Genomic DNA, 21,283 nt, shown 5'->3' on the forward strand with positions numbered 1-21,283 from the left:
TCAGGCCTCCGCGGGCGACGACGCGTCCTCTTCACGGAACTGCATGGCGTGCAGGCCTGCGTACAGGCCGCCGCGCGCCAGCAGTTCGTCATGGGTGCCGACCTCGCTGACCCGACCGCCGTCCATCGCCACGATCAGGTCGGCATCGCGGATGGTCGACAGCCGGTGCGCGATGACCAGCGTCGTGCGGCCCTTCATCAGCCGTGCCAGCGCGCCCTGGATGTAGCGCTCGGACTCGGTGTCCAGCGCCGAGGTGGCCTCGTCCAGCAGCAGCAGCGGCGCGTCCTTGAGCAGCGCGCGCGCGATCGCCAGCCGCTGGCGCTGGCCGCCGGAGAGCAGCACGCCGTTGCTGCCCACCTGGGTGGCGAGCCCTTCGGGCAGCTTCTCGATGAACTCCCAGGCGTAGGCATCCTGCGCGGCGCGCTGGATGGCGGCGTCGTCCGGCCGGGGCGTGAGGCCGTAGGCGATGTTGTCGGCGACGCTGGCATTGAACAGGCGCACCTGCTGATCGACCATCGCGAGTTGCGTGCGCAGCGCCTGACGCCGGTAGTCGCGAAGGTCGTTGCCGTCGAGGAGGATGCGGCCCGCGGTCGGGTCGTAGAAGCGCGGCAGCAGCGACAGCAGGGTCGACTTGCCGGCACCGGAGCGGCCGACGAAGGCCACCGTGGCGCCGGCGGGCACGTCGAGATCGATGTCCTGCAGCACGAGCTCGTCCCCACCGGGGTAGCGGAAGGAAACGCCCTCGAAGCGCAGCGCGCCCTGCACGCGCGCCGGGGCGAGATCGCCCGTCTCGGCCTCGGGCTCGGCCTCGAGCATGCCGAAGATCTCCTGCGCGGCGGCGATGCCGCGCTGGATGCGCTCGTTGACGCGGGTGAGCTCCTTGATCGGGTTCATCAACGACAGCATGGCGCCGATATAGGACACGAAGATGCCCGGCGTCAGCGCCTCGATCATGCTGGGCGTGGTGGCGTAGTAGACCACCGCCGCCAGCGCGAAGGATGCGACGATCTGGACCACGCCCGAGGACATCGCGCGCGTGGCGGTGAGCTTGATCGACAGGCTGCGGTTGTGGCGGTTGGCGCTGAGGAACTGCCCGCGCTCGAAGGCCTCGCCGCCGTAGATCTTCATCGTGCGCTGCCCCTGGATGACCTCCTCGGCAACGTGGTTCAGCCCGCCGACCGACCCCTGGATGCGCGTCGAGATGCCGCGGAAGCGCTTGGACACGACGTTGATGATGATGGCCACCACCGGCGTGATCGCCAGCGAGAACAGGGTCAGGCGCCATTCCAGCCACAGCATCAGCCCGAGCAGGCCGATGACGGTCAGGCCCTCCTTGATGATCGCGGTCAGCGCCGTGGAGATCGACTCGGCGATCTGCTCGACGTGGTAGGTCAGGCGCGTCAGCAACTGGCCGGAGCTGTTGTGGTCGTAGAACATCACCGGCAGCGTCAGCAGGTGATCGAACAGGTCCTGGCGCAGGTCGCGCACCACGCCGCGCCCGACGTAGGCCATGCCGTAGAGCGCGCCGAAGTTCGAGGCACCGCGCAGGATGAACAGGCCGATGATCGCGAACGGGATCCAGACCACCTCGGCGCGGTTCTTCTCGACGAAGCTCTCGTCGAGCAGCGGCTGCATCATGCCGATGAAGCTGACGTTGGAGCCGGCGAACAACGCCATTGCCAGAACCGCCAGGGCGAAGGGCACCTTGAACGGGCGCAGATAGCGCAACAGGCGGCGGTAGGCGTCGCTCGGCTCGATCGGCCGGAGTGTTGCGGAATGCGTCATGAAGGGGACTGCTGCGCTGGTCACGTTATGGTAACGCCTCCGGCGGCCCACCCTGTGGCCGCTCCGCACCCACCACTTGGCGAGCCAGCATGTCCGATCAGAAGAAGACCCTGTTCGAGAAGATCATCGACCGCGAGCTGCCCGGCACCATCGTGCACGAGGACGAACACTGCGTGGCCTTCCGCGACGTCAATCCCGGCGCTCCGATCCACATCCTGCTGGTGCCGCGCAAGCCCATACCCAGGCTGTGCGACGCCACACCCGAGGACCAGCCCCTGCTCGGTCACCTGATGCTCACCGCCAACCGGATCGCCGAGGCCGAAGGCGTGGGCGAGGCCTTCCGGCTGGTCGTCAACAACGGTGCCGAGGCCGGCCAGAGCGTCTTCCACCTCCACCTCCACATCATCGGCGGCCGCGCCCTCTCCTGGCCGCCGGGGTAATGCGACCGACTTGCCAGCGGCAAGTCGCAGCTCCGCTCAACACCGGGGCCATGGATGGCCCCGGCAGGGTCACTTAGTGAGATCAGGATGATCGAACGTGGTGACTGCGGCGGCCGATGACGCGCACAGCCAATGTGTCCGGGCGAGTCGCAACGCGACACCGCGCTTCGCGCCCCCCTCATCCCCAGCCCTTCTACCGGAGGGAGAAGGGAGCTTGCGAGCCGGCACGGTAATGTGTGTTCGCCCCCCCGTTTAGGGGACGGACGCGAAACGGGGACAGTATATTTATTAAGGGTACCGAGGGTAGAGCGTCATTGCCGAGAAATAAATATACTGTCCCCTGTATATGCTGCAACACCGCGCGCGCTGCGCACCCCCTCAGTCCGACCCCGCTTCCTCCCCAAGGGAAGAAGGCAGCGCGTGAGGGCCATTGGCCACGGAACCGCCTTCCCGATCCCCCTCTCCCCCGCCCTCGGGGGAGAGAGTGCCGGCGAAACCGGCGCGTTCCGGAATGCGGATGCAGTGGCAGGCGACGCCCTATAGTGCTGAGCCATGTCGTGCCGCCCGCACGGCACGCAACCGGACACGCATCGCGCCATGAACGTCTTCGACAATCCGCTCGGCCCGGGGCATCTGTGGTTCGACAATCTCGTCACCCCGGACGGCACGGCGGTTGCCTACGATCCGCAGGCGCGCATCTTCGTGACCGCCGCGGCGTTCTGCGCGAATCGCGACCGGCTGGGCTGCAACTGGGCGGCGCCGGAGCCGGGTGCGCTGTGCCGCTCGTGCGCGATGACGACGCTGGCGCCGGATCCGTCGATGCCCGATGCCATCCCGCACTGGGCGGAGGCGGAATCCGGCAAGCGATGGGTGCTGGACAATCTCGGCCGCTGGGGGTGGTTCGGGCCGGAGGACACCGGCCCCAGCCCGGTGTTCCACATGCTGGCCGAGGGACCGGTGCCGGTGTCCATGGGCCACGCACAGGGCGTCGTGACGATCAGCGTGGCGGAAGCCGATCCGGTGCTGCGCACCAGCCGGCGCGAAGCGCTGAACGAGCCCTACCGCACCATGATCGGCCATCTGCGGCACGAGATCGCCCACGTGGTGTGGTGGCGACTGAGCCTGCGCGCCGATTTCCTGGATGCCTTCCGTGCCATGTTCGGCGACGAGCGCACCGACTACGGCGAGGCGCTGCGGCGTCACTACGGCAACGGCCCGCCCGCGGGATGGGAGCAGCACTACCTCACCGGCTACGCGTCGGCGCATCCGCACGAGGACTGGGCGGAGACCGCGGCGCACCTGCTGCATCTGACCGACATCGCCGACAGCTTCGTGGCGGCCGGCCTCGGTGCACCCGACCTGCCCGCCACCGACTGGGATCCCTACGCGGAACCGGATGCGGCGCGACTGACCGCGGCGGCGGCGGCGGTCACGCTGGGCGTCAACCACGTCAATCGCGCCATGGGGCTGCCCGACCTCTACCCCTTCGTGATGTCCGACACCGCCCGCGCCAAGCTCGCCTTCGTGCATCACTGGCTGCGTCGCGGCGTGCGCGAGGCCTGACGCGTCGCCCTTGCCCGCCCGGCTCGCTCCCGCGGCGCGCTCGGCAGACGCCCGCCCCGCCGTCTATCCTCCCGGCCCACAAGCCCAACGACTCCGAGCCGGCATGTCCCTGACCGCCATCAGCCGCACCCTTGCCGACGCCGTCGACCGCCTGTCATTCGCGGCCCCGGTCACGCATGTCTACAACCCGCTGGACTACGCGCGCGAGCCGCACGAGCAGTATCTGCAACGCTTCGGCGACGGCACGCGCGAGGTCCTGCTGGTGGGCATGAACCCGGGGCCCTTCGGCATGGCGCAGACCGGGGTGCCGTTCGGCGAGATCGCGCTGGTGCGGGACTGGATGGACATCTCCGGCGATGTGAAGCAGCCCGCGGATCCGCATCCCAAGCGTCCCGTCCAGGGCTTCGACTGCCGGCGCGCCGAAGTCAGCGGCGCGCGCCTGTGGGGCTGGGCGCGCGAGCGCTTCGGCACACCGGAGCGCTTCTTCGCGCGCTTCTTCGTCGCCAACTACTGCCCGCTGGTCTTCATGGAGGAAAGCGGCCGCAACCGGACGCCCGACAAGCTCCCGGCGGCCGAGCGCGATGCGCTGTTCGCGGTCTGCGACGAAGCGCTGCGCGCGACCGTCGAATCGCTTCGCCCGCGCATCGTCGTCGGCGTGGGTGCTTTCGCCCGCCAGCGCGCGGAGGCGGCCCTGTCGGGCATGGATTGCTCCATCGGCACCGTGCTGCACCCGAGCCCGGCGAGCCCCATCGCCAACCGCGGCTGGGCCGCCGCGGCCGAGAAGCAGTTCCGGGACGACCTGGGCATCGCGATTCCCGAAAGCGCCTAGGAAAACGCCGCAGCCCGGCGGGACCCGGCATTGCGGGCACCGGCCGGCGCGGCCTGCGGCATCGCCCGCGGGGTTCCGCGGAACGCCCCTAACCGGCGCTCCCGCCGGCCTGGCGCACCCGGGCGCGCAGGCGCTCGACGCGCTCGCGGTTGACGTCGAAGTCGTAGTAGCCGAAGCGCGACGCGGAGCGCACGGCAATCTCGCCGTCGCTCCGCAGCTTCAGCTCGAGATCGTCGCGGTAGCGCACGATGGGGCTGACGAAAACGGCGTGCATGTAGTCGCCCTCGGCACTCATGCGCTCCAGATGAGGCATCTGCAGCAGCGCGGTGGCGACCTCCCGCCAGACGTCGTCGGGGTCGCCCTCGACCCGGATCGGCGCGATCCGGTGGCGCGCCTCGCCGGCACCGCTGTACACGCAGCTGGGCCGCGGCGGACACACGGCGAGCTGCCCACCGGCACCGGCGAGTGTCGCGGGCGGGGTCAGCGTCTTGTAGACGCCGTAGCCCACGAACAGGATGACGAGACCGAGCAGCGGCACCGCGATCTGACGCAGCGCGCTCCGGCCCCGCTGGCGCTCAGGGCCCGTCATCGGGTTGCGCCTCGGGCAGCAGCAGCGCCGGATCGAGGCGCTTGTCGAACCAGTTGTAGCGGAAGCACAGGTGCGGCCCGGTGACGCGCCCGGTGGCGCCCACGGTGCCGATGCGCGCGCCGCGCGCCACCTCGTCGCCGACCGCGACGTCGAGGCTGGCCATGTGCAGATAGGTGCTGGAAACGCCATGGCCGTGATCGATGATGACGGTGCCGCCGGTGTAGTAGAGGTCGGCGTCGGCCATGCGCACGATGCCGGCGGCGGTGGCGCGGATGGGCGTGCCCCGCGACGCCGCGATGTCGATGCCGTAGTGCGGCTGGCGCGGCTCGCCGTTGAGGATGCGGCGGCTGCCGTAGACGCTGGTGATGGTGCCGGTGACCGGCCAGACGAAGCTCTCGAAGACCGCGTCCATTGCGGTCTCGTGGCTGCGCGCGGCATTGACGCGCTCCTGCTCGGCCCGGATGCGCGCCAGCACGTCCTCGGGCGGCGTCACCATGCCGCCGGGCAGTCCGTCGATGCGCTGCTCGTCGTACGCGCGCTGGCGGACGCCGAAGGTGCTGCGCTGCTCACTGCCGTCCGGCAGGCGGAGCCGCAGGACCAGCTCGGCGGGATCGTCCCGGTGCAGGCCGGTGACGAAACGGCCGCGGGCATCGACCTGCAGCTCGCGCTCGCCGCGCCAGACGCGCGTGCCGGGCGCCACCTGCCCGCGCACCAGGCCACCCTGGGCGAGCGCGCTTCCCGGCAGTAGCACCGGCTCGGTCGGCGCTTCCGGGTCCATCGCCCCCGCCGGCGCGGTCAGCGCCAGCGCGAGGACGACCAGCGGCATGGCGATGCGCTTCAATGCGTGCATCCGACCATTCTGCCTGCGCGCCGCGGTCAGCTCACGCGGCGGGTGCGCAGGAACTGCACACCCTGCACCGCCACCACGGCCACGCCGATGACCGCGCACAGCTGCCAGACCAGCTGCGGCGTGAATTCGAATCCGCGCGCGACACCGACCAGCACCGCCAGATAGGTCGTCAGCAGCGCCATCATCAGGGCGCCGTCGGCGCGTCCGATCTCCAGGCCGATGAGGAACATGGGCACGCACAGCGCCGCCACCGCGATCATCACCGGCATGTCGAGCTGGATGGCCTGCAGGCTGATGTACACGCCGCCGGGCGCGATCAGCGCGGTCAGCCCGAGCACCGAGAGCAGGTTGAACAGATTGCTGCCCACGACATTGCCGACCGCGATGTCGCGCTCGCCCTTGATGGCGGCGATCACCGAGGTCGCCAGCTCGGGCAGCGAGGTTCCCAGGGAGACGATGGTCAGGCCGATGACCAGCTCGGACACGCCCAGCAGCCGGGCCAGCGATACCGAGCCGGAAACCAGCCAGTCCGCGGCCAGCACCAGTCCGCCGATGCCCGCCACCACGCTGAGCAGATCGACCCAGAGCGCGCGCGGCTTCTTGCCGGCGGCCTCCATGGCTTCCGGATCGAGTTCCGCGCGGCCGCGGCGGACCGCCAGCACGAGGTAACCGAGGTAGGACAGCAGGATCGCCACCAGCAGCGCACCGTCGAGCGTGCTCAGGCGGGAGTCGAAGGCGAGCCCCCACACCAGCACCGACACGCCGATCATCAGCGGCACGTCGCGTCTCAGCAGATGCCGGTGCACGGCCAGCGGCAGGATCAGCGCCGAGAGGCCGAGGATCAGCAGCACGTTGAAGATGTTGCTGCCCACGATGTTGCCGACCGCGATATCGGCCGAGTCGGACAATGACGCGCGCAGCGATACCGCCAGCTCCGGCGCGCTGGTGCCGAAGGCCACCATGGTCAGGCCGATGATGATGGCCGACACGCCCAGGCGCTGCCCGATGCGGGCTGCGCCTTCCACCAGCCAGTGCGCTGCGAACACCAGGCCGGCGAGACCGCCGACGATCGGCAGCGCGATGTCGAGCATCATGCAGCCGGCGTCTTGGCTTCGTCGGCCAGCAGGGCCAGCGCGTCGTCGGCGCTCATCACCGTCTGATCCTTGCTGCCCAGACGGCGCAGCGCCACCGTGCCCTCCTCCGCCTCGCGGCGGCCGACCACGGCGATCACCGGCACCTTGGCGAGCGAGGCCTCGCGCACCTTAAGGTTGATCTTCTCGTTGCGCAGATCGGTCTCGGCGCGGATGCCGGCACGCAGCAGCCGTGCGCAGAGCTCGCGGGCGTAGTCGTCGGCATCGGAGACGATCGTCGCCACCTGCACCTGCACCGGCGCCAGCCACATCGGGAGACTGCCGGCGTGGTGCTCGATGAGGATGCCGAAGAAGCGCTCCAGCGAGCCGAACATGGCGCGGTGGATCATGATCGGGGTGTGCTTGGCGCTGTCCTCGCCGATGTATTCGGCGTCCAGGCGGCCCGGCAGGTTGAAGTCCAGCTGCAGGGTGCCGCATTGCCAGTCGCGCCCGATGGCGTCGCGCAGCACGAACTCGAGCTTGGGGCCGTAGAAGGCGCCCTCGCCCTCGAAGACGGTGTACTCGAGATCGAGATCATCGAGTGCGCGCGCCAGTGCCGACTCGGCCTGGTCCCACAGCTCGTCGGCTCCGATGCGCTTCTCGGGGCGCGTCGAGAGCTTGACGATGATGTCCTCGAATCCGAAATCCTTATAGATATCAAGCGTCAGGCGCGTGATGTTGATGCACTCCTGATGCATCTGCTCGCGCGTGCAGAAGACGTGCGCGTCGTCCTGCGTGAAGCTGCGCACGCGCAGCAGGCCGTGCAGCGCGCCGCTCGGCTCGAAGCGGTGGACCTTGCCGAACTCCGCCACCCGGAACGGCAGCTCGCGATAGGAGCGCAGGCCCTGGTTGAACACCGCGACGTGACCCGGGCAGTTCATCGGCTTGAGCGCGAGGATGCGGTCCTCGTCGCGCTCGGTGGTGAACATGTTCTCGCCGTAGTTCTCCCAGTGGCCGGAACGCTTCCAGAGCTCCAGGTCCATCATGTCCGGCGTGTTGACCTCGCGATAGCCGGCGGCCTGCTGCTGGCTGCGCATGTAGGCGATCAGCGTCTGGAAGACCGCCCATCCCTTGGCGTGCCAGAACACCGAGCCCGGCGCCTCCTCCTGGAAGTGGAACAGGTCGAGCTGACGGCCGAGCTTGCGGTGATCGCGCTTCTCGGCCTCCTCCAGCATGTGGAGATGGGCCTTGAGCTGCTTGTCGTCGGCGAAGGCCAGGCCGTATATGCGCTGCAGCTGGGCGTTGTTCTTGTCGCCCCGCCAGTAGGCACCGGACAGCTTGGTCAGCTTGAAGGCGGTGCCGAGCCGGCCGGTGGACGGCAGATGCGGTCCCGTGCACAGGTCCTTCCAGTCGTCGCCCTGGGTGTAGACCGTGATCTCCTCGTCGGCGCCGATGCCCTCGGCGATCCACTCCGCCTTGTAGGTCTCGCCGATCTCGCGGAAATGCCGGATCGCCTTTTCGCGATCCCAGACATGGCGCTCGATGGGCAGATCGCGCTGCACGATCTCCCTCATGCGCTGCTCGATGGCCTCGAGATCATCCTGCGAGAAGGGCTCGTCGCGGACGAAGTCGTAGTAGAAGCCGGTGTCGGTCGCGGGTCCGAAGGTGATCTGCGTGCCCGGGAAGAGCTCCTGCACCGCCTGCGCCAGCACGTGCGCGGCGTCGTGGCGGATGACCTCCAGCGCCTCGGGCCGGTCGCGCGTGATGATGTCGATCTTCGCGCTGGTCGGAATCGGCCGGTTCAGATCCCAGTACTGGTCGCCCACGCGCAGCACGACCGCCTTCTTCGCGAGGCCGGGGCTGATGTCCTGGGCGATCTGCAGACCGGTGGGCGGCTGCTCGAAGGATTGAACGCGGCCGTCCGGGAAGGTGATGTCGATGCTCATGATGCGGTTTCGCTGGGTTGGGCGGCCAGCCATGCGATGGCGGTGTCGAGGCGCGACAGCGTGACGTCGCGCCCGATCAGGGCAAGGGTCTGGTCGATGGGCGGCGTGACGGCGGCACCGGATACGGCCACGCGCACCGGCTGGGCCACCTTGCCGAGGCCGACCTCGTGCGCCGCGGCCACGGCGTGCACCACGCCGTGCAGCGCCTCGGCCTGCCACTCGGTATCGGCCAGCCTGGCGCGCAGATCCGCCAGCACGGCGTCGGCGGGCGCCTTGAAGTGCTTCCGGGCGTCCTTTTCGGCGTACTCGCCGGGTGCCTGGAAGAAGAAGGCCGACTTCTCGGCCATCTCGGCCATGCTGCGGCAGCGCTCGCGCTGGGCGTCGATGATCGCGTCCAGACGCGCGTCGCCCTCGGCGTCGATGCCCAGGCGGGCCAGATGCCAGACCAGCTCGGGGCGCAGCACATCCATCGGCGCCTGCTTGAGGTACTGGTGGTTCACCCACCAGGCCTTCTCCATGTCGAAGCGGGCCGGGCTGCTGGAGATGTGCTCCAGATCGAAGTGCTCGATCATCTCGGCGCGCGAGAAGATCTCCTGATCGCCGTGGGACCAGCCCAGGCGCACCAGATAGTTGAGCAGCCCGTCGGGCAGGAAGCCCATGGCCCGGTACTCGGTAACGCTCACCGCGCCGTGGCGCTTGGACAGCTTGACGCCGTCCGGCCCGAGGATCATCGGCACGTGCGCATAGGCGGGCGGCTCGACGCCCAGCGCCTTGAGGATGTTGGCCTGGCGCGGCGTGTTGGCGACGTGGTCGTTGCCGCGGATGACGTGGGTGATGCCCATGTCCATGTCGTCGACCACCACGCACAGGTTGTAGGTCGGGCTACCGTCGGCGCGCGCGATGATGAGATCGTCGAGCTCGTTGTTGTCGAAGGCCATCGGCCCCTTGACGAGGTCGTTGACCACCACCGACCCCTCCAGCGGATTCCTGAAGCGGATCACCGGATCGACGCCGGCCGGCGGCTCCGGCAGCGTCCTGCCGTCCATCGGCCGCCAGCGCCCGTCGTAGCGCGGCTTCTCCTTGGCGGCACGCTGCGCCTCGCGCATGGCATCGAGCTCTTCCTTCGACGCGTAGCAGCGGTAGGCCAGTCCCTCGGCCAGCAGATGCTCGATGATCTCGCGGTAGCGGGCGTCGCGCGCCGACTGGAAGACCGCCGGCTCGTCGGCATCCAGACCGAGCCAGTTCAGCCCCTCGGTGATCGCGTCCACCGCCTCCTGCGTCGAGCGCTCGCGGTCGGTGTCCTCGATGCGCAGGACGTAGCGCCCGCCCCGCCCGCGCGCGAACAGCCACGAGAACAGCGCCGTGCGCACCCCGCCGATATGCAGGAAGCCGGTCGGACTCGGAGCGAAGCGGGTGGTGACAGACATTGCGGAAGGCGCGAAAGCGGCAGGAATGCGGCGCGCAATCTTAAACTATGGGTGCGGCGCTCACCCACGGAACCGCATGAGATCGAGATGGCCTGCCTGTTCGTCAACCACCTGACCGTCGCGGACTTCGCCTACCTCGATGGCGCACGCGGCCTGGTGGGCGAATCCTGGATCGTCGACATCGAGCTGGAGGGTGATCTCGACGACCAGTCGATGGTGCTCGACTTCGGCGCGGTCAAGAAGCGCCTGAAGCGGGCCATCGACGACAGCATCGACCACACCCTGCTGGTTCCGATGCAGGCCGACGGTCTGCAGTGGCAGAGCCGCGATGGGAGCGTGCGCCTCCTCTTCCCCAGCGCGCTCGGCGCCATCGAGCACGTCGGACCGCCGTGCGCCGTCTCGGCGCTGAACTGCGCCGAGATCACGCCGGAATCGGTCGCCGCCACGCTCAACGAGGCGCTCATGCCGCTCATGCCGCCGTCGGTGCATGCCCTGCGCCTGCACCTGCGCCAGGAGGCGATCAACGGCGCCTACTACCAGTACGTGCACGGCCTGCGGAAGCACGACGGCGCCTGCCAGCGCATCGCGCACGGCCACCGCTCCCGTCTGGAGATCGAGACCGACGGCAAACGGCGTGCGGACCTGGAGGACGAGATCGCGCTGGCCTGGACCGACATCTATCTGGGCGTGCACGACGACATCGCCGCCCGCGCCAACGGCCGCATCCGGTTTGCCTACGACGCCCCCGAGGGGCACTTCGAGCTGGCGCTGCCCGAACACTGCGTCGACGTGCTCGACCGCGACAGCACGGTCGAATGCATCGCCACCGTCCTGCACGGGCGGCTGCGCGCGCGGGGCGACATCCCGGCGGATGCCGCGCTGCGGGTGCGCGCCTTCGAGGGCGTGAACAAGGGCGCGATCGCGGACGGCGGATAACGCACCGGATCCGATTGTTTCCATTGCAATACAAGTCAATACGGAAACAATGCAGAAACTGCTCGAAGTTGGTCCCGTGCTTCCGCAGGCCCCTCCCCGTCGCCAGCACGGGTGATGGCGGAACACGCGCGACGCGCGATCCGGGCATCCGGCCTCCTGCGGCGGCCAAGGCCCCGGCAAGTGGTCACGCACAGCGCGCGACAGCGGGAAGGGGGCCTAGGCAGCGCCCGCGCAGGCCGCGCAGGACCCGTAGACCTCCACCACCTGCCGCTTGGGCACGAAGCCGAGCGTCGCGGCCTGCGCATCCAGCGCTTCGCGCACCTCGGTGTTGTGCACTTCCTGCGACGCGCCGCAGTCGCGGCAGACGAAGTAGATGCTCTCGTGGCGCTCGCCCGGGTGCTCGCATACCACGAAGGCATTCTGCGACTCGATGCGATGAACGAAGCCCTCGTCCAGAAGGAACTCCAGCGCGCGATACACCGTCGGCGGTGCGAGCCGGCGGCCGGTGCTCTGCTGCATGCGATCGAGCAGCTCGTAGGCCGATATCGGCGCCGCGTGATCCAGCATCTCTTCGTACGCTGCGCGCCGCATCGGCGTCAGCCGCACCCCTCGCCGGTCGCAAGCGGCCTCGATCGCGGCGGTGGCGGCGCGACCGCCGTGGTCTCCGGTGCTGGCCTGGCTGGCGAACTTGCTCATGGCTGCCAGCATGATATAACACGCGCCCGCCGCCACCCGCCCCGCTTCCCGATGTCCGATTTCATCCGCTTTCACTCCCGCAACTCGGTCGAACAGGTCGAGGAGGGAACCGAGCTGGCGCCGAAGTTCGACGAGAACGGCCTGATTCCCTGCATCACCACCGCCGTCGGCACCGGCGAGGTGCTCATGCTGGGCTACATGAACGAGGAAGCGCTGCGCCGGACCATCGCCACCGGCGAGGCCCACTACTGGTCGCGCTCGCGCGAGGTGCTGTGGCACAAGGGCGCCACCAGCGGGCTGGTGCAGACCGTGGAAGAGCTGCGCATCGACGACGACCAGGACGCCATCTGGCTGCGCGTCTCGGTGGCCGGCGACGCCTCCTGCCACGTCGGCTACCGCTCCTGCTTCTACCGCGCGGTGCCGGTGGGCGACGGCGGCGAAGAGCGCGCGCTGGAGTTCCGCGAGCACGCCAAGCTCTTCGACCCGACCGAAGTCTACGGCGACGCACCGAACCCGACGAAGCTGTAGCCCGACAGTTCGGGGACCGTATATTGATTTCCTGACGCCTCGTCGGCTGATGCGTCGAGAGCGCCCCGGGAATCAATATACTGTCCCCGCTGCGTGAAGCGTCCCCGTTCCGTCACCGTCCCTGGATTCTCAGCCCCGCCTTTCCTGACGTCTGCGATAAAATTGGTGACAGTATACTGATTTCTGCTGGCGGATTGCGACTCCCGGCAACCGTGCGCCAACAAATCAAGATACCGCCCCCTTTTTCGCACGTCCCCTCTTTCGTCTCCGATCCCGTTCGCGTTTGCGGCGCGCTCGTTCCGCGCGCTCGGGCCCCGTTCAGCGCACCGGCACGCTCGGCCGCGCCCGCCAGATGCGGGCGGTGTCGCGGGCGCGACGCAGGCGGAATCCGTCGTCGGGCGCGCCCAGCCGCAGCCACAGCGAGCCGGTGTGCCCGGTCACGTGCAGGCGTGCGCCGGCCTCGCGCCAGCGGTGCAGCACTTCGCCGTGCGGGTGCCCGTGGCGATTGCGCCAGCCGGCCCCGACCAGGACGATCTCCGGATGCGTGGCACGCACGAAGGCGCGCGTCGACGAGGTCCGGCTGCCGTGGTGCGGCGCGACCACCACGTCGACATCGAGCTGTTCGGGATCGGCCGTCCGCACCAGGCGCCGCTCCCCGCGCCGCTCGATGTCGCCGGGCATCAGGACGGTGTCGTTGCCCGCCTGCACGCGCAGCACGCAGGACACGTTGTTGATGTCCCAGGCCGCGACGTCGCGCGGATGCAGCACCGTGAAACGCACGCCGTCCCATTCCCACCGCATGCCCCGCTCGCAGGGCGGCGCATCGCCGCGCCCATGCACCGGCGCCATGTCGAAATCGCGGGCCAGTGCGTCGAAGCCGCCGGAATGGTCGGCGTGGCGATGCGACAGCACGGCGCGGTCGATGCGTGCGATGCCGTGACTGCGCAGCCACGGCGCGACGATGGCATCGCCGGCGTCGAAACCGCCCGGCCAGGCCGGGCCGGCGTCATAGACCAGCGTGTGATGTCGCGTGCGCACCACCGTCGCGAGCCCTTGCCCCACATCCAGCAGAGCCAGTTCCGCCTGACCGTGCGGCAATCCCGGCCGCGGCCAGATCAGCGGCAGGAAGCACGCCACGCCCAGCCAGCGCAGCGGCACCGCCTGCGGCGCGAGTACCAGCAGCGCGCCCAGTCCGGCGCAGAGCAGCGCCGGTCCCGACGGCGCGGCCTGCACCCAGAGATCGGCGCCGTGCTCGGCCACGACGCCGAGCCCGACACGCACGAGGTGCAGCGCCTCGGCGCTGAACGCCAGGGGCAGCACGGCAATCCCCGACCAGGCCAGCACCACCGACGCCAGCACCGCGGGCAGCAGGACCCCGAACAGCGGTATGGCCAGCGCGTTGACGACGGGCGCCAGCAGGCTGGCGCCATCGAAGAACAGCAGCGTTGCCGGCGCCAGCGCCACCAGCAGCCCCGCCTGCAGACGGGGGATGCGCCACCACGCACGCACTCCCGCCGCGCGCCCGCCGGCCAGCAGCATGATGGCGCCGACCGCGATGAAGGACAGCCATGTACCGGCCGACAGAACGGCCAGCGGATCCAGCGCCATGACCGCCAGACCGGCCAGCGCCAGCACGTGGAACGGCCGCGCGGAGCGCGCCGACCACAGCGCCGCCGCCACCACCGCCCACATGATGAGCGCGCGCTGGGTGGGCACCGAGAAGCCCGCCAGCGCGGCATAGGCCAGTGCCGCCATGGTGCCGATGAGCACCCCGGCCCGCGGCGCGGCGAGCCGGCTGCACAGCCACGCGGAGCGGCGCCACGCCCATCGGCCGAGGAACAGGAACAGGCCCGCCACCAGCCCGATGTGCAGCCCGGAGATCGCGAGCAGATGCGAGGTCCCGGTGACGCGCAGCACGCGCCAGTCGTCGTCGTCGATGCCGTTGCGGTTGGCCAGTGTCAGCGCGCGCACCAGCCCCAGACCGGGGTGCCCGGCCAGCCACGCCCCCAGGCGCGTGTCCAGCCCCTGGCGCAGGCGCGTCCACGGCGGCGGCGGCGCGCCGGTACAGAACGCGGCATCGCGGACATAGGCGGTGGCGACCAGCCGCTCCGCGAGCAGCCAGCGTTCGTAGTCGAAGGCACCCGGGCTCACCGAGCCGCGCGGGGTGCGCATGCGCAGCGTGACATCGAGACAGTCGCCCGCGGCTACCTCGACCTCGCTGCGGTACCAGCTCACCCGGATGTCACCCCGCACCGCCGCGCCGGCCTCGGGCCGGAAGCGGAAGCGCCGGTCCGGCCCGCGCGTCTCGGGAAGGCCCACGATCCGGCCCTGCAGCGAGACGTCCTCGCCGTGCCGCGCGGCGGGCCAGCGCGCATCGAGCGTGCTCTGCACGTGCCACAGCGCCCACACGGCGCCGAGCAGCGCGCACAGTGCCGGCCAGCGGATGCGGGCGGGTACGGCCAGAGCCACCGGCAGCGCCAGTCCCGGCCACCACCACGGCATCAGCGCCGGCGCCCACAGGACGCCGAGCACCCCGGCGCCGAACGCTAGGACTGCGCCGGGGAGGCTTCCTGCCGGGAGTCGCGCCACGCGCCGCCCTGGCCACTGTCCAGCGAATGGATGCGCTGCATGCGCGCGGCGAGATGCTCATCGTGCGTCACCACCACCAGCGCGGTGCCGTACTCGCGGTTGAGCTCGAGCAGCAGCTCGAAGACGCGCTCGGCGTTCTCGCGATCGAGATTGCCGGTGGGCTCGTCGGCCAGCAGCGCGCGCGGACGCGTCACCAGCGCCCGCGCCACGGCGGCACGCTGGCGTTCGCCGCCGGACAGCTCGGCGGGCTTGTGATCCTCGCGCTCACCCAGTCCGACGCGGTCCAGCACCTCGCGCGCCGTGGCCCGCGCCTGCTGACGCGACTGGCGCCGCAGCAGCAGCGGCATCGCGACGTTGTCCAGCGCGCTGAACTCGGGCAGCAGATGGTGGAACTGGTAGACGAAGCCGAGCGCGCGATTGCGCAGCCGGCTGCGGTCGGCGTCGGACAGGCGCGCGATGTCGGTGCCGTCCACCAGCACCGAGCCGTCGTCCGGTTTCTCCAGCCCGCCGAGCAGATGCAGCAGCGTCGACTTGCCGGCACCGCTGGCGCCGACGATGGCCAGCGATTCGCCCTCCGCCACGCGCACATCGACATTCTCGAACACGGTCAGCGTGCGCCGACCGTCCGCGAAACGCTTGGCCAGCCCGGTGGCGGCGATGACGGCATCACTCATGGCGCAGCGCCTCCGCCGGCATGGTGCGGCTGGCGCGCCAGGCCGGGTACAGCCCCGAGACCAGCGCGAGGGTGAAGGCCAGCCCGCCGATCTTCAACACGTCGTCCCCCTCCACCTTCGAGGGCAGATCGCTGATGTAGTAGACATCCGGGGCCAGGAACTGCTGCCCGGTGGCAGCCTCGATGAACGGCACCACCACGTCGATGTTGAGCGCCAGCGCCAGCCCGCCGCCGACGCCGAGCAGCGTGCCGATGACGCCGATGAGCGTGCCCTGCACCAGGAACACCAGCATGATCGATCGCGGTGTGGCCCCGATGGTGCGCAGGATGGCGATGTCCGGCTGCTTGTCCTGGACCACCATCACCAGCGTGGACACGATGTTGAAGGCCGCCACGCCCACGATCAGCGACAGGATGATGAACATCACGATCTTCTCGGTGCGGATGGCGCGGAAGAAGTTGGCGTGCTCGCGGGTCCAGTCGGAGATGCGATAGACGCCGGGCAGGCCCTGCGCCACCTCGCGCACCACGCGCGGCGCCTCGAAGAGATCGTGCAGCTTGAGCCGGACGCCCGATACCTGGCCGCGCATGCGCAGCAGCGCCTGGGCGTCGTCCATGTGCAGCAGGACCAGCCCGCGGTCGAACTCGTACATGCCGACCTCGAACACGCCGGTGACCGTGAAGCGCCGGAAGCGTGGCATGAGACCGGCCGGCGACACACTGGCCTGCGGCACCATAAGGTCGACGCTGTCGCCCGGTAGCAGGCCCATCGAGCGCGCCAGCTCGGCACCCAGCATCAGGCCGTACTCGCCGGGCTGCAGATCGGCGAGCCGGGCGTCGCGCAGGTACTGGGTGATGCGCGAGACATCGCCCTCGGCTTCCGGCAGCACGCCACGGATGAGCGTACCGCTGGTGCGGCTCCCCGCGCGCAGCATGGCCTCGCCGCTGACGTAAGGGGCGGCGGCCTCCACGCGCGGATGCTCGCGCGCTCCGTCGGCCACCTGCTGCCAGTTGTCCAGACGCCCCGCCTCGCCGGCGATGGTCGCGTGCGAGGCCATGCCCAGGATGCGGCTGCGCAGCTCCTCCTCGAAACCGTTCATCACCGAGAGCACCACGATCAGCGCCATGACGCCGATCGCGATACCCAGCATGGAAACGATCGATATGAAGCCGATGAAGTGGTTGCGGCGCTTGGCGCGCACGTAGCGCAACCCGATAAGGAGCTCGACGGGCAATGTCATGGCGGAGGATTAGACCATACGGCGGCTGTCCCGGCCGGTGTGCCTGCGCTATCCTGAACGGGAACCGCGCGCCCGAATCGATCATGTCCGCATCCGCTGTCGCACGATCGCTGATCCTCTCCCTCGCCGTCGCCCTGCCCGGTGTCGCGGCGGCGGACGTTCTGCGCATTCCCGCCGGCACCACCGCACCCGACGTCACCCTGCCCGAGCGCGGCACCACCATGACGCAGGTCGAGGCGCGTTTCGGCGCACCGGCCCGGCGCCACCAGCAGGTGGGCGGCGGCAACGCCCAGCGACCGCCGATCACGCGCTGGGACTACGAGCGCTTCTACGTCGTCTTCGAGCGCGACCGCGTCATCAACGCCGTACAGCCCGACCGGCCGACGCCGCTCCAGCGCACGGACGAGCTCGAGGTCCGCACCGAGACCCTGGGCGCGAACTGACCCGAAACGGCCGCGGCGCCCGGCGCCGACCACGACATGACCACCACGCTCCCCGCCGAATGGGCGCCGCAGCAGGCGGTGCTCCTGACCTGGCCGCACGCCGCCGGCGATTTCGGCCCCATGCTCGACGCAGCGCACGCGCAGTTCCTGCACCTGGCGCTCGCCATCGCCGACAGCACGCCGCTGCTCGTCGTCGCGCCACCGGACCGACCCGCCCTGCGCGACGAGCTGATCGCCGCCGGCGTGCCCGCCGAGCGCCTCGCCATCGTGCCGCTGCCCAGCAACGATGTCTGGGCGCGCGACCATGGCCCCGTCACCGTGTTCCGCGACGGTACTGCGGTGCATCTGGATTTCCGCTTCAACGGCTGGGGCGGCAAGTTCACCGCCGACGCCGACGACGCCGTCTGCGCCGCCCTCGCGGCCGCCGGCGCGCTACCGGGCACCAGCGAGGCGCTGCCGATCGTCGCCGAGGGCGGCGCCATCGAGAGCGACGGCGCCGGCACCATCCTCACCACCACTCGCTGCATGCTGGACCCGGCGCGCAACGCCGGCGCCACGCGCGCATCGGTGGAAGCCTGGATGGCCGAGCACTTCGGCGCCGCGCGCGTGCTGTGGCTGGCACACGGCGACCTCATCGGCGACGACACCGACGGCCACATCGACACGCTGGCGCGCTTCTGCGACCCGCACACCATCGCCTACCAGGCCTGCAAGGACGCAGCTGATCCGCACCACGCCGAGCTGAGTGCGATGGAGGCCGAGCTGCGCGCGCTGCGCGATGCCGAAGGCAACCCGTACCGCCTCGTCCCGCTGCCGCTGCCCGCCCCGGCGTACGACGAGGCGGACGGCCGGCGCCTGCCCGCCGGCTACGCCAACTTCCTCATCACCAACGCGCAGGTGCTGGTGCCGACCTACGACGACCCCGCCGACGCCGAGGCGCTGTCGCGGCTGCAGGCTGCCTTCCCGGGGCATGCCGTGCGCGGGGTCGATTGCCGCACGCTCATTCAGCAGAATGGCAGCCTGCACTGCGTCACCATGCAGATTCCGGAGTAGCCCCATGCCCGTTGCCGAGCGCCGCCTCGAAGTCGCCATCGTCCAGCACGCCTGCGACGAAGACCGCGACACCAATCTCGCGCGCAGCGTCCAGGGCATCCGCGACGCCGCCGAAGCCGGCGCGCAGCTGGTGCTGCTGCCGGAGCTGCACCGCAGCCGCTACTTCTGCCAGCAGGAGGACCCCGGCTGCTTCGATCTGGCCGAACCGATCCCCGGCCCCAGCACCGAAGCACTGTCCGCACTCGCCGCCGAGCTCGGCGTCGTCATCGTCGCCAGCCTCTTCGAGCGCCGCGCCGCCGGCCTGTACCACAACACCGCCGCGGTGCTGGACGCCGACGGCCGCCTGGCCGGCATCTACCGGAAGATGCACATCCCGGACGATCCCGGCTACTACGAGAAGTTCTACTTCACCCCCGGCGACCTCGGCTTCGAGCCCATCGACACCAAGGTCGGCCGACTGGGCGTGCTGGTGTGCTGGGACCAGTGGTACCCGGAGGCCGCGCGCCTCATGGCACTGGCCGGCGCCGAGATCCTGCTCTACCCCACTGCGATCGGTTGGAACCCGGACGACGACACCGACGAGCGCATGCGCCAGCACGACGCCTGGCGCACCGTCCAGCGCGCCCACGCCGTCGCCAACGGCCTGCCGGTGCTGGTCGCCAACCGCTGCGGGTACGAGCCCGACCCCGCCGGGCAGCACGCCGGCGCCGAATTCTGGGGCGGCAGCTTCGTCGCCGGCCCGCAGGGCGAGCTGCTGGTCGAAGCCGACGACCAGCCCGGCGTCCACAACGTGACCCTCGACCTCGCCGCCTGCGAGCGCGTGCGGCAGTGGTGGCCCTTCCTGCGCGACCGGCGGATCGAGAACTACGGCGATCTGGTGAAGCGGTATAGGGATTGAGGCGCGCCGACAGTAGGGCTGGTCCGAAGCCACACCGTCCGCGCACCGGCCTCGCCCGGGGCCCTTGGCGATGAATCTCCCGCCCTACCCCCCTCCAACCGGCACGAAAGGCCGCAACCGACCTCGCACACATGTGCTCGCGCGCTCTGCGACTTGCACGGGAAGTGCACGTGCACGTTCTCTGGCCCGGCTTGTGAGGCAACCATACGGACACCATAATGCAACCTTCCGGTGAGACCAGCACCCAGCCATGCCAGCACTGACCGTAAAGAACATCCCCGAAAAGCTGTACGACCACCTCAAAGCTTCCGCGCACGCGCACCACAGGAGCTTGAACAGCGAGCTGATCCATTGCCTTGAGCTGGCACTGATGCCGCGTCGAGTCGGCGCGCAGGAACTTCTTGCCGAAGCTCGGGCATTGCGCCAGAAGGTAAAGGTGGACCGGATCACCGCCAAGGAGATCGACGCGGCCAAGCGCGAAGGCCGCAAGTGATCGTTGTCGATACCAACACCATTGCGTATTTGTACTTGCCGACGCCCGACACTCCGTACGTGGAGCGCCTCCTTGAACTGGACAGCGCCTGGGTCGCGCCACTGCTTTGGCGAAGCGAGCTTCGGAACATCATGGCGCTGCATGTCCGCAAGAATATTGTCGACTTGACGACGGCGTGCCAGATACAACACAAAGCTGAAGCCCTGATGGCCGGCGGAGAGTACGAAATCGACTCCCTCTCGGTCCTTTCCGCGGCCCAGCAAAGCGGCTGCTCGGCATATGACTGCGAATTCGTGGCCCTGGCACAAGGTCTGTCGAAGCCGCTGATAACGGCGGACAAGAAGTTGCTCCGGGCGTTCCCGGATATAGCCGTGACTGTCAAGGCATTCAACACGACAACCTGACGTAGAGCCGAGGGGACCGAGCTGAGCGGGTCTCCCCTTGAGCACTTCTCAAATCGCTATAGGGACATGAAGTAGTCACGGTTTTCGCGGGCCGAGTTCGCATCCGCAAAAGAATGAAGAGCCCTCTTGCAAGTCGTGCCTTCCAGGATATCGATCGTCCGGTTGACCTGCCTCCCGTGTTCTCGACATCACGCCCGGTGGCACGCTACAGACCGGCAATGAGCGAGCGGCGTGCACCGCCCGATCGATCACCCGGGCTCGCCCGAGGGACAGTGCCCCGCCCGCTCGCGCATCTCGTTGAGTCGCGCGTCGTGGTCCGCGCGCTCGTCGTCGCTGGCGCTGACGACGGTCAGCGGGTTGTCGCCGGCGGCATCCACCAAGGCGTGCACTGCCGGGGGCAGTGAAGCCGACGACCAGCCCGGCGTCCACAACGTGACCCTCGACCTCGCCGCCTGCGAGCGCGTGCGGCAGTGGTGGCCCTCCTGCGCGATCGGTGGATCGAGAACTACGGGGACTTGGTGAAGCGGTATCGGGATTGAATCCTGCGCGCCACGCACCACCTCATCGCTCTACACGTCCCTGCCCCTCAACGCTCGCGGTTCGCGAGGTAGCTCACCCGCCGAACAGCGCCCCAGACCGCCAACATGAGGGCAAGCACCAAACAGAATGACGGTTCACCTATATCGTCCACGAAGCCGACCATAACCTCGATAACCACAATTGCGAACGCCACGGCAGGGACAGACCACAGATGTCCTGGTCGCGGTAATACGTCAAGGCAATCCACGTGCTCGAAGTGCAGCACAGTATCGGTTACCTTCACTTAAGAA

21 protein-coding genes are annotated in these 21,283 nt (G+C 69.4%); 10 read left to right on the plus strand and 11 right to left on the minus strand.

Translation table 11 applies throughout. The features are described from left to right. Positions 1 to 1,785: a lipid A export permease/ATP-binding protein MsbA gene (gene msbA / locus KAH28_RS14890; RefSeq protein ID WP_290577932.1), complete on the minus strand. Its 1,785-nt coding sequence runs from the start codon at positions 1,783 to 1,785 to the stop codon at positions 1 to 3. Between the two features lie 89 nt (positions 1,786 to 1,874). Here msbA and KAH28_RS14895 point away from each other — a divergent pair, with 89 nt between their 5' ends. From KAH28_RS14895 to KAH28_RS14905, 3 genes are all read left to right on the plus strand, one after another. Beyond that, complete coding sequence (locus tag KAH28_RS14895) at positions 1,875 to 2,225, plus strand: histidine triad nucleotide-binding protein (protein WP_290577934.1); 351 nt, start codon at positions 1,875 to 1,877, stop codon at positions 2,223 to 2,225. A gap of 597 nt (positions 2,226 to 2,822) precedes the next feature. Further along, positions 2,823 to 3,788: a putative zinc-binding metallopeptidase gene (locus KAH28_RS14900; RefSeq protein ID WP_290577936.1), complete on the plus strand. Its 966-nt coding sequence runs from the start codon at positions 2,823 to 2,825 to the stop codon at positions 3,786 to 3,788. A gap of 103 nt (positions 3,789 to 3,891) precedes the next feature. Further along, positions 3,892 to 4,617 carry a uracil-DNA glycosylase family protein gene (locus tag KAH28_RS14905; protein ID WP_290577937.1) on the plus strand — a complete coding sequence of 242 codons (726 nt, stop codon included), beginning with the start codon at positions 3,892 to 3,894 and terminating at the stop codon, positions 4,615 to 4,617. Between the two features lie 88 nt (positions 4,618 to 4,705). Here the strand turns inward: KAH28_RS14905 and KAH28_RS14910 are convergent, their stop codons facing one another. From KAH28_RS14910 to gltX, 5 genes are read right to left on the minus strand one after another with little or no spacing between them, the layout of a single operon-like run. Next, the gene (locus KAH28_RS14910) at positions 4,706 to 5,206 is read right to left on the minus strand and encodes a DUF1499 domain-containing protein (protein ID WP_290577939.1); all 501 of its coding nucleotides are present in this window, start codon (positions 5,204 to 5,206) and stop codon (positions 4,706 to 4,708) included. Beyond that, positions 5,193 to 6,056, minus strand: a complete 864-nt coding sequence (locus KAH28_RS14915; RefSeq protein ID WP_290577941.1) for a M23 family metallopeptidase — start codon at positions 6,054 to 6,056, stop codon at positions 5,193 to 5,195. Before KAH28_RS14915 ends, KAH28_RS14910 begins: the two co-directional genes overlap by 14 nt. Positions 6,057 to 6,082: 26 nt before the next feature. Next, positions 6,083 to 7,150 (minus strand): calcium/sodium antiporter, encoded by a 1,068-nt coding sequence (locus KAH28_RS14920; protein WP_290577943.1) that lies wholly within the window; start codon positions 7,148 to 7,150, stop codon positions 6,083 to 6,085. Then, positions 7,147 to 9,072 (minus strand): threonine--tRNA ligase, encoded by a 1,926-nt coding sequence (gene thrS / locus KAH28_RS14925; protein ID WP_290577946.1) that lies wholly within the window; start codon positions 9,070 to 9,072, stop codon positions 7,147 to 7,149. Before thrS ends, KAH28_RS14920 begins: the two co-directional genes overlap by 4 nt. Continuing rightward, the gene (gene gltX, locus KAH28_RS14930) at positions 9,069 to 10,499 is read right to left on the minus strand and encodes a glutamate--tRNA ligase (protein WP_290577948.1); all 1,431 of its coding nucleotides are present in this window, start codon (positions 10,497 to 10,499) and stop codon (positions 9,069 to 9,071) included. The genes thrS and gltX overlap by 4 nt, the downstream gene beginning before the upstream one ends. Positions 10,500 to 10,586: 87 nt before the next feature. Between gltX and KAH28_RS14935 the strand changes: the two genes are divergently transcribed. Further along, on the plus strand, positions 10,587 to 11,435 hold the full coding sequence (locus tag KAH28_RS14935) for a 6-carboxytetrahydropterin synthase (RefSeq protein WP_290577950.1): 849 nt from the start codon (positions 10,587 to 10,589) through the stop codon (positions 11,433 to 11,435). Between the two features lie 216 nt (positions 11,436 to 11,651). On the opposite strand, the gene KAH28_RS14940 is transcribed toward KAH28_RS14935, so the two are convergent. Further along, positions 11,652 to 12,131 carry a transcriptional repressor gene (locus tag KAH28_RS14940; protein WP_290577952.1) on the minus strand — a complete coding sequence of 160 codons (480 nt, stop codon included), beginning with the start codon at positions 12,129 to 12,131 and terminating at the stop codon, positions 11,652 to 11,654. 51 nt (positions 12,132 to 12,182) lie between these two features. Here KAH28_RS14940 and hisI point away from each other — a divergent pair, with 51 nt between their 5' ends. Continuing rightward, positions 12,183 to 12,659 (plus strand): phosphoribosyl-AMP cyclohydrolase, encoded by a 477-nt coding sequence (gene hisI / locus KAH28_RS14945; protein WP_290577954.1) that lies wholly within the window; start codon positions 12,183 to 12,185, stop codon positions 12,657 to 12,659. A 318-nt stretch (positions 12,660 to 12,977) separates the two neighbouring features. Here hisI and KAH28_RS14950 read toward each other — a convergent pair whose 3' ends face one another. Genes KAH28_RS14950 through KAH28_RS14960 form a run of 3 tightly spaced genes read right to left on the minus strand, consistent with a single transcriptional unit; the run spans position 12,978 to position 17,162 of the window. Next, positions 12,978 to 15,191 (minus strand): DNA internalization-related competence protein ComEC/Rec2, encoded by a 2,214-nt coding sequence (locus KAH28_RS14950; protein ID WP_290577956.1) that lies wholly within the window; start codon positions 15,189 to 15,191, stop codon positions 12,978 to 12,980. Between the two features lie 14 nt (positions 15,192 to 15,205). Then, entirely contained in the window at positions 15,206 to 15,922 is a 717-nt protein-coding gene (locus KAH28_RS14955; RefSeq protein WP_290577958.1) for an ATP-binding cassette domain-containing protein, read from the minus strand. Further along, positions 15,915 to 17,162, minus strand: a complete 1,248-nt coding sequence (locus tag KAH28_RS14960) for a lipoprotein-releasing ABC transporter permease subunit (RefSeq protein WP_290577960.1) — start codon at positions 17,160 to 17,162, stop codon at positions 15,915 to 15,917. Before KAH28_RS14960 ends, KAH28_RS14955 begins: the two co-directional genes overlap by 8 nt. A gap of 83 nt (positions 17,163 to 17,245) precedes the next feature. Between KAH28_RS14960 and KAH28_RS14965 the strand changes: the two genes are divergently transcribed. From KAH28_RS14965 to KAH28_RS14985, 5 genes are all read left to right on the plus strand, one after another. Next, complete coding sequence (locus KAH28_RS14965; RefSeq protein ID WP_290577962.1) at positions 17,246 to 17,605, plus strand: hypothetical protein; 360 nt, start codon at positions 17,246 to 17,248, stop codon at positions 17,603 to 17,605. 36 nt (positions 17,606 to 17,641) lie between these two features. Continuing rightward, the gene (locus KAH28_RS14970; protein WP_290577964.1) at positions 17,642 to 18,658 is read left to right on the plus strand and encodes an agmatine/peptidylarginine deiminase; all 1,017 of its coding nucleotides are present in this window, start codon (positions 17,642 to 17,644) and stop codon (positions 18,656 to 18,658) included. A 4-nt stretch (positions 18,659 to 18,662) separates the two neighbouring features. Further along, positions 18,663 to 19,556 (plus strand): carbon-nitrogen hydrolase, encoded by an 894-nt coding sequence (locus KAH28_RS14975; protein ID WP_290577966.1) that lies wholly within the window; start codon positions 18,663 to 18,665, stop codon positions 19,554 to 19,556. A 250-nt stretch (positions 19,557 to 19,806) separates the two neighbouring features. Next, a complete protein-coding gene (locus tag KAH28_RS14980) occupies positions 19,807 to 20,049 on the plus strand; it encodes an Arc family DNA-binding protein (RefSeq protein ID WP_290577968.1) in 243 nt (80 codons plus the stop codon). Then, complete coding sequence (locus KAH28_RS14985) at positions 20,046 to 20,453, plus strand: type II toxin-antitoxin system VapC family toxin (protein WP_290577970.1); 408 nt, start codon at positions 20,046 to 20,048, stop codon at positions 20,451 to 20,453. Before KAH28_RS14980 ends, KAH28_RS14985 begins: the two co-directional genes overlap by 4 nt. A 248-nt stretch (positions 20,454 to 20,701) precedes the next feature. Here KAH28_RS14985 and KAH28_RS14990 read toward each other — a convergent pair whose 3' ends face one another. Beyond that, entirely contained in the window at positions 20,702 to 20,833 is a 132-nt protein-coding gene (locus tag KAH28_RS14990) for a hypothetical protein (RefSeq protein WP_290577972.1), read from the minus strand. Between the last annotated feature and the right edge of the window lie 450 nt (positions 20,834 to 21,283).

Origin of the sequence: Algiphilus sp. (assembly GCF_023145115.1) — a bacterium.
Classification (GTDB): Bacteria; Pseudomonadota; Gammaproteobacteria; order Nevskiales; family Nevskiaceae; genus Algiphilus.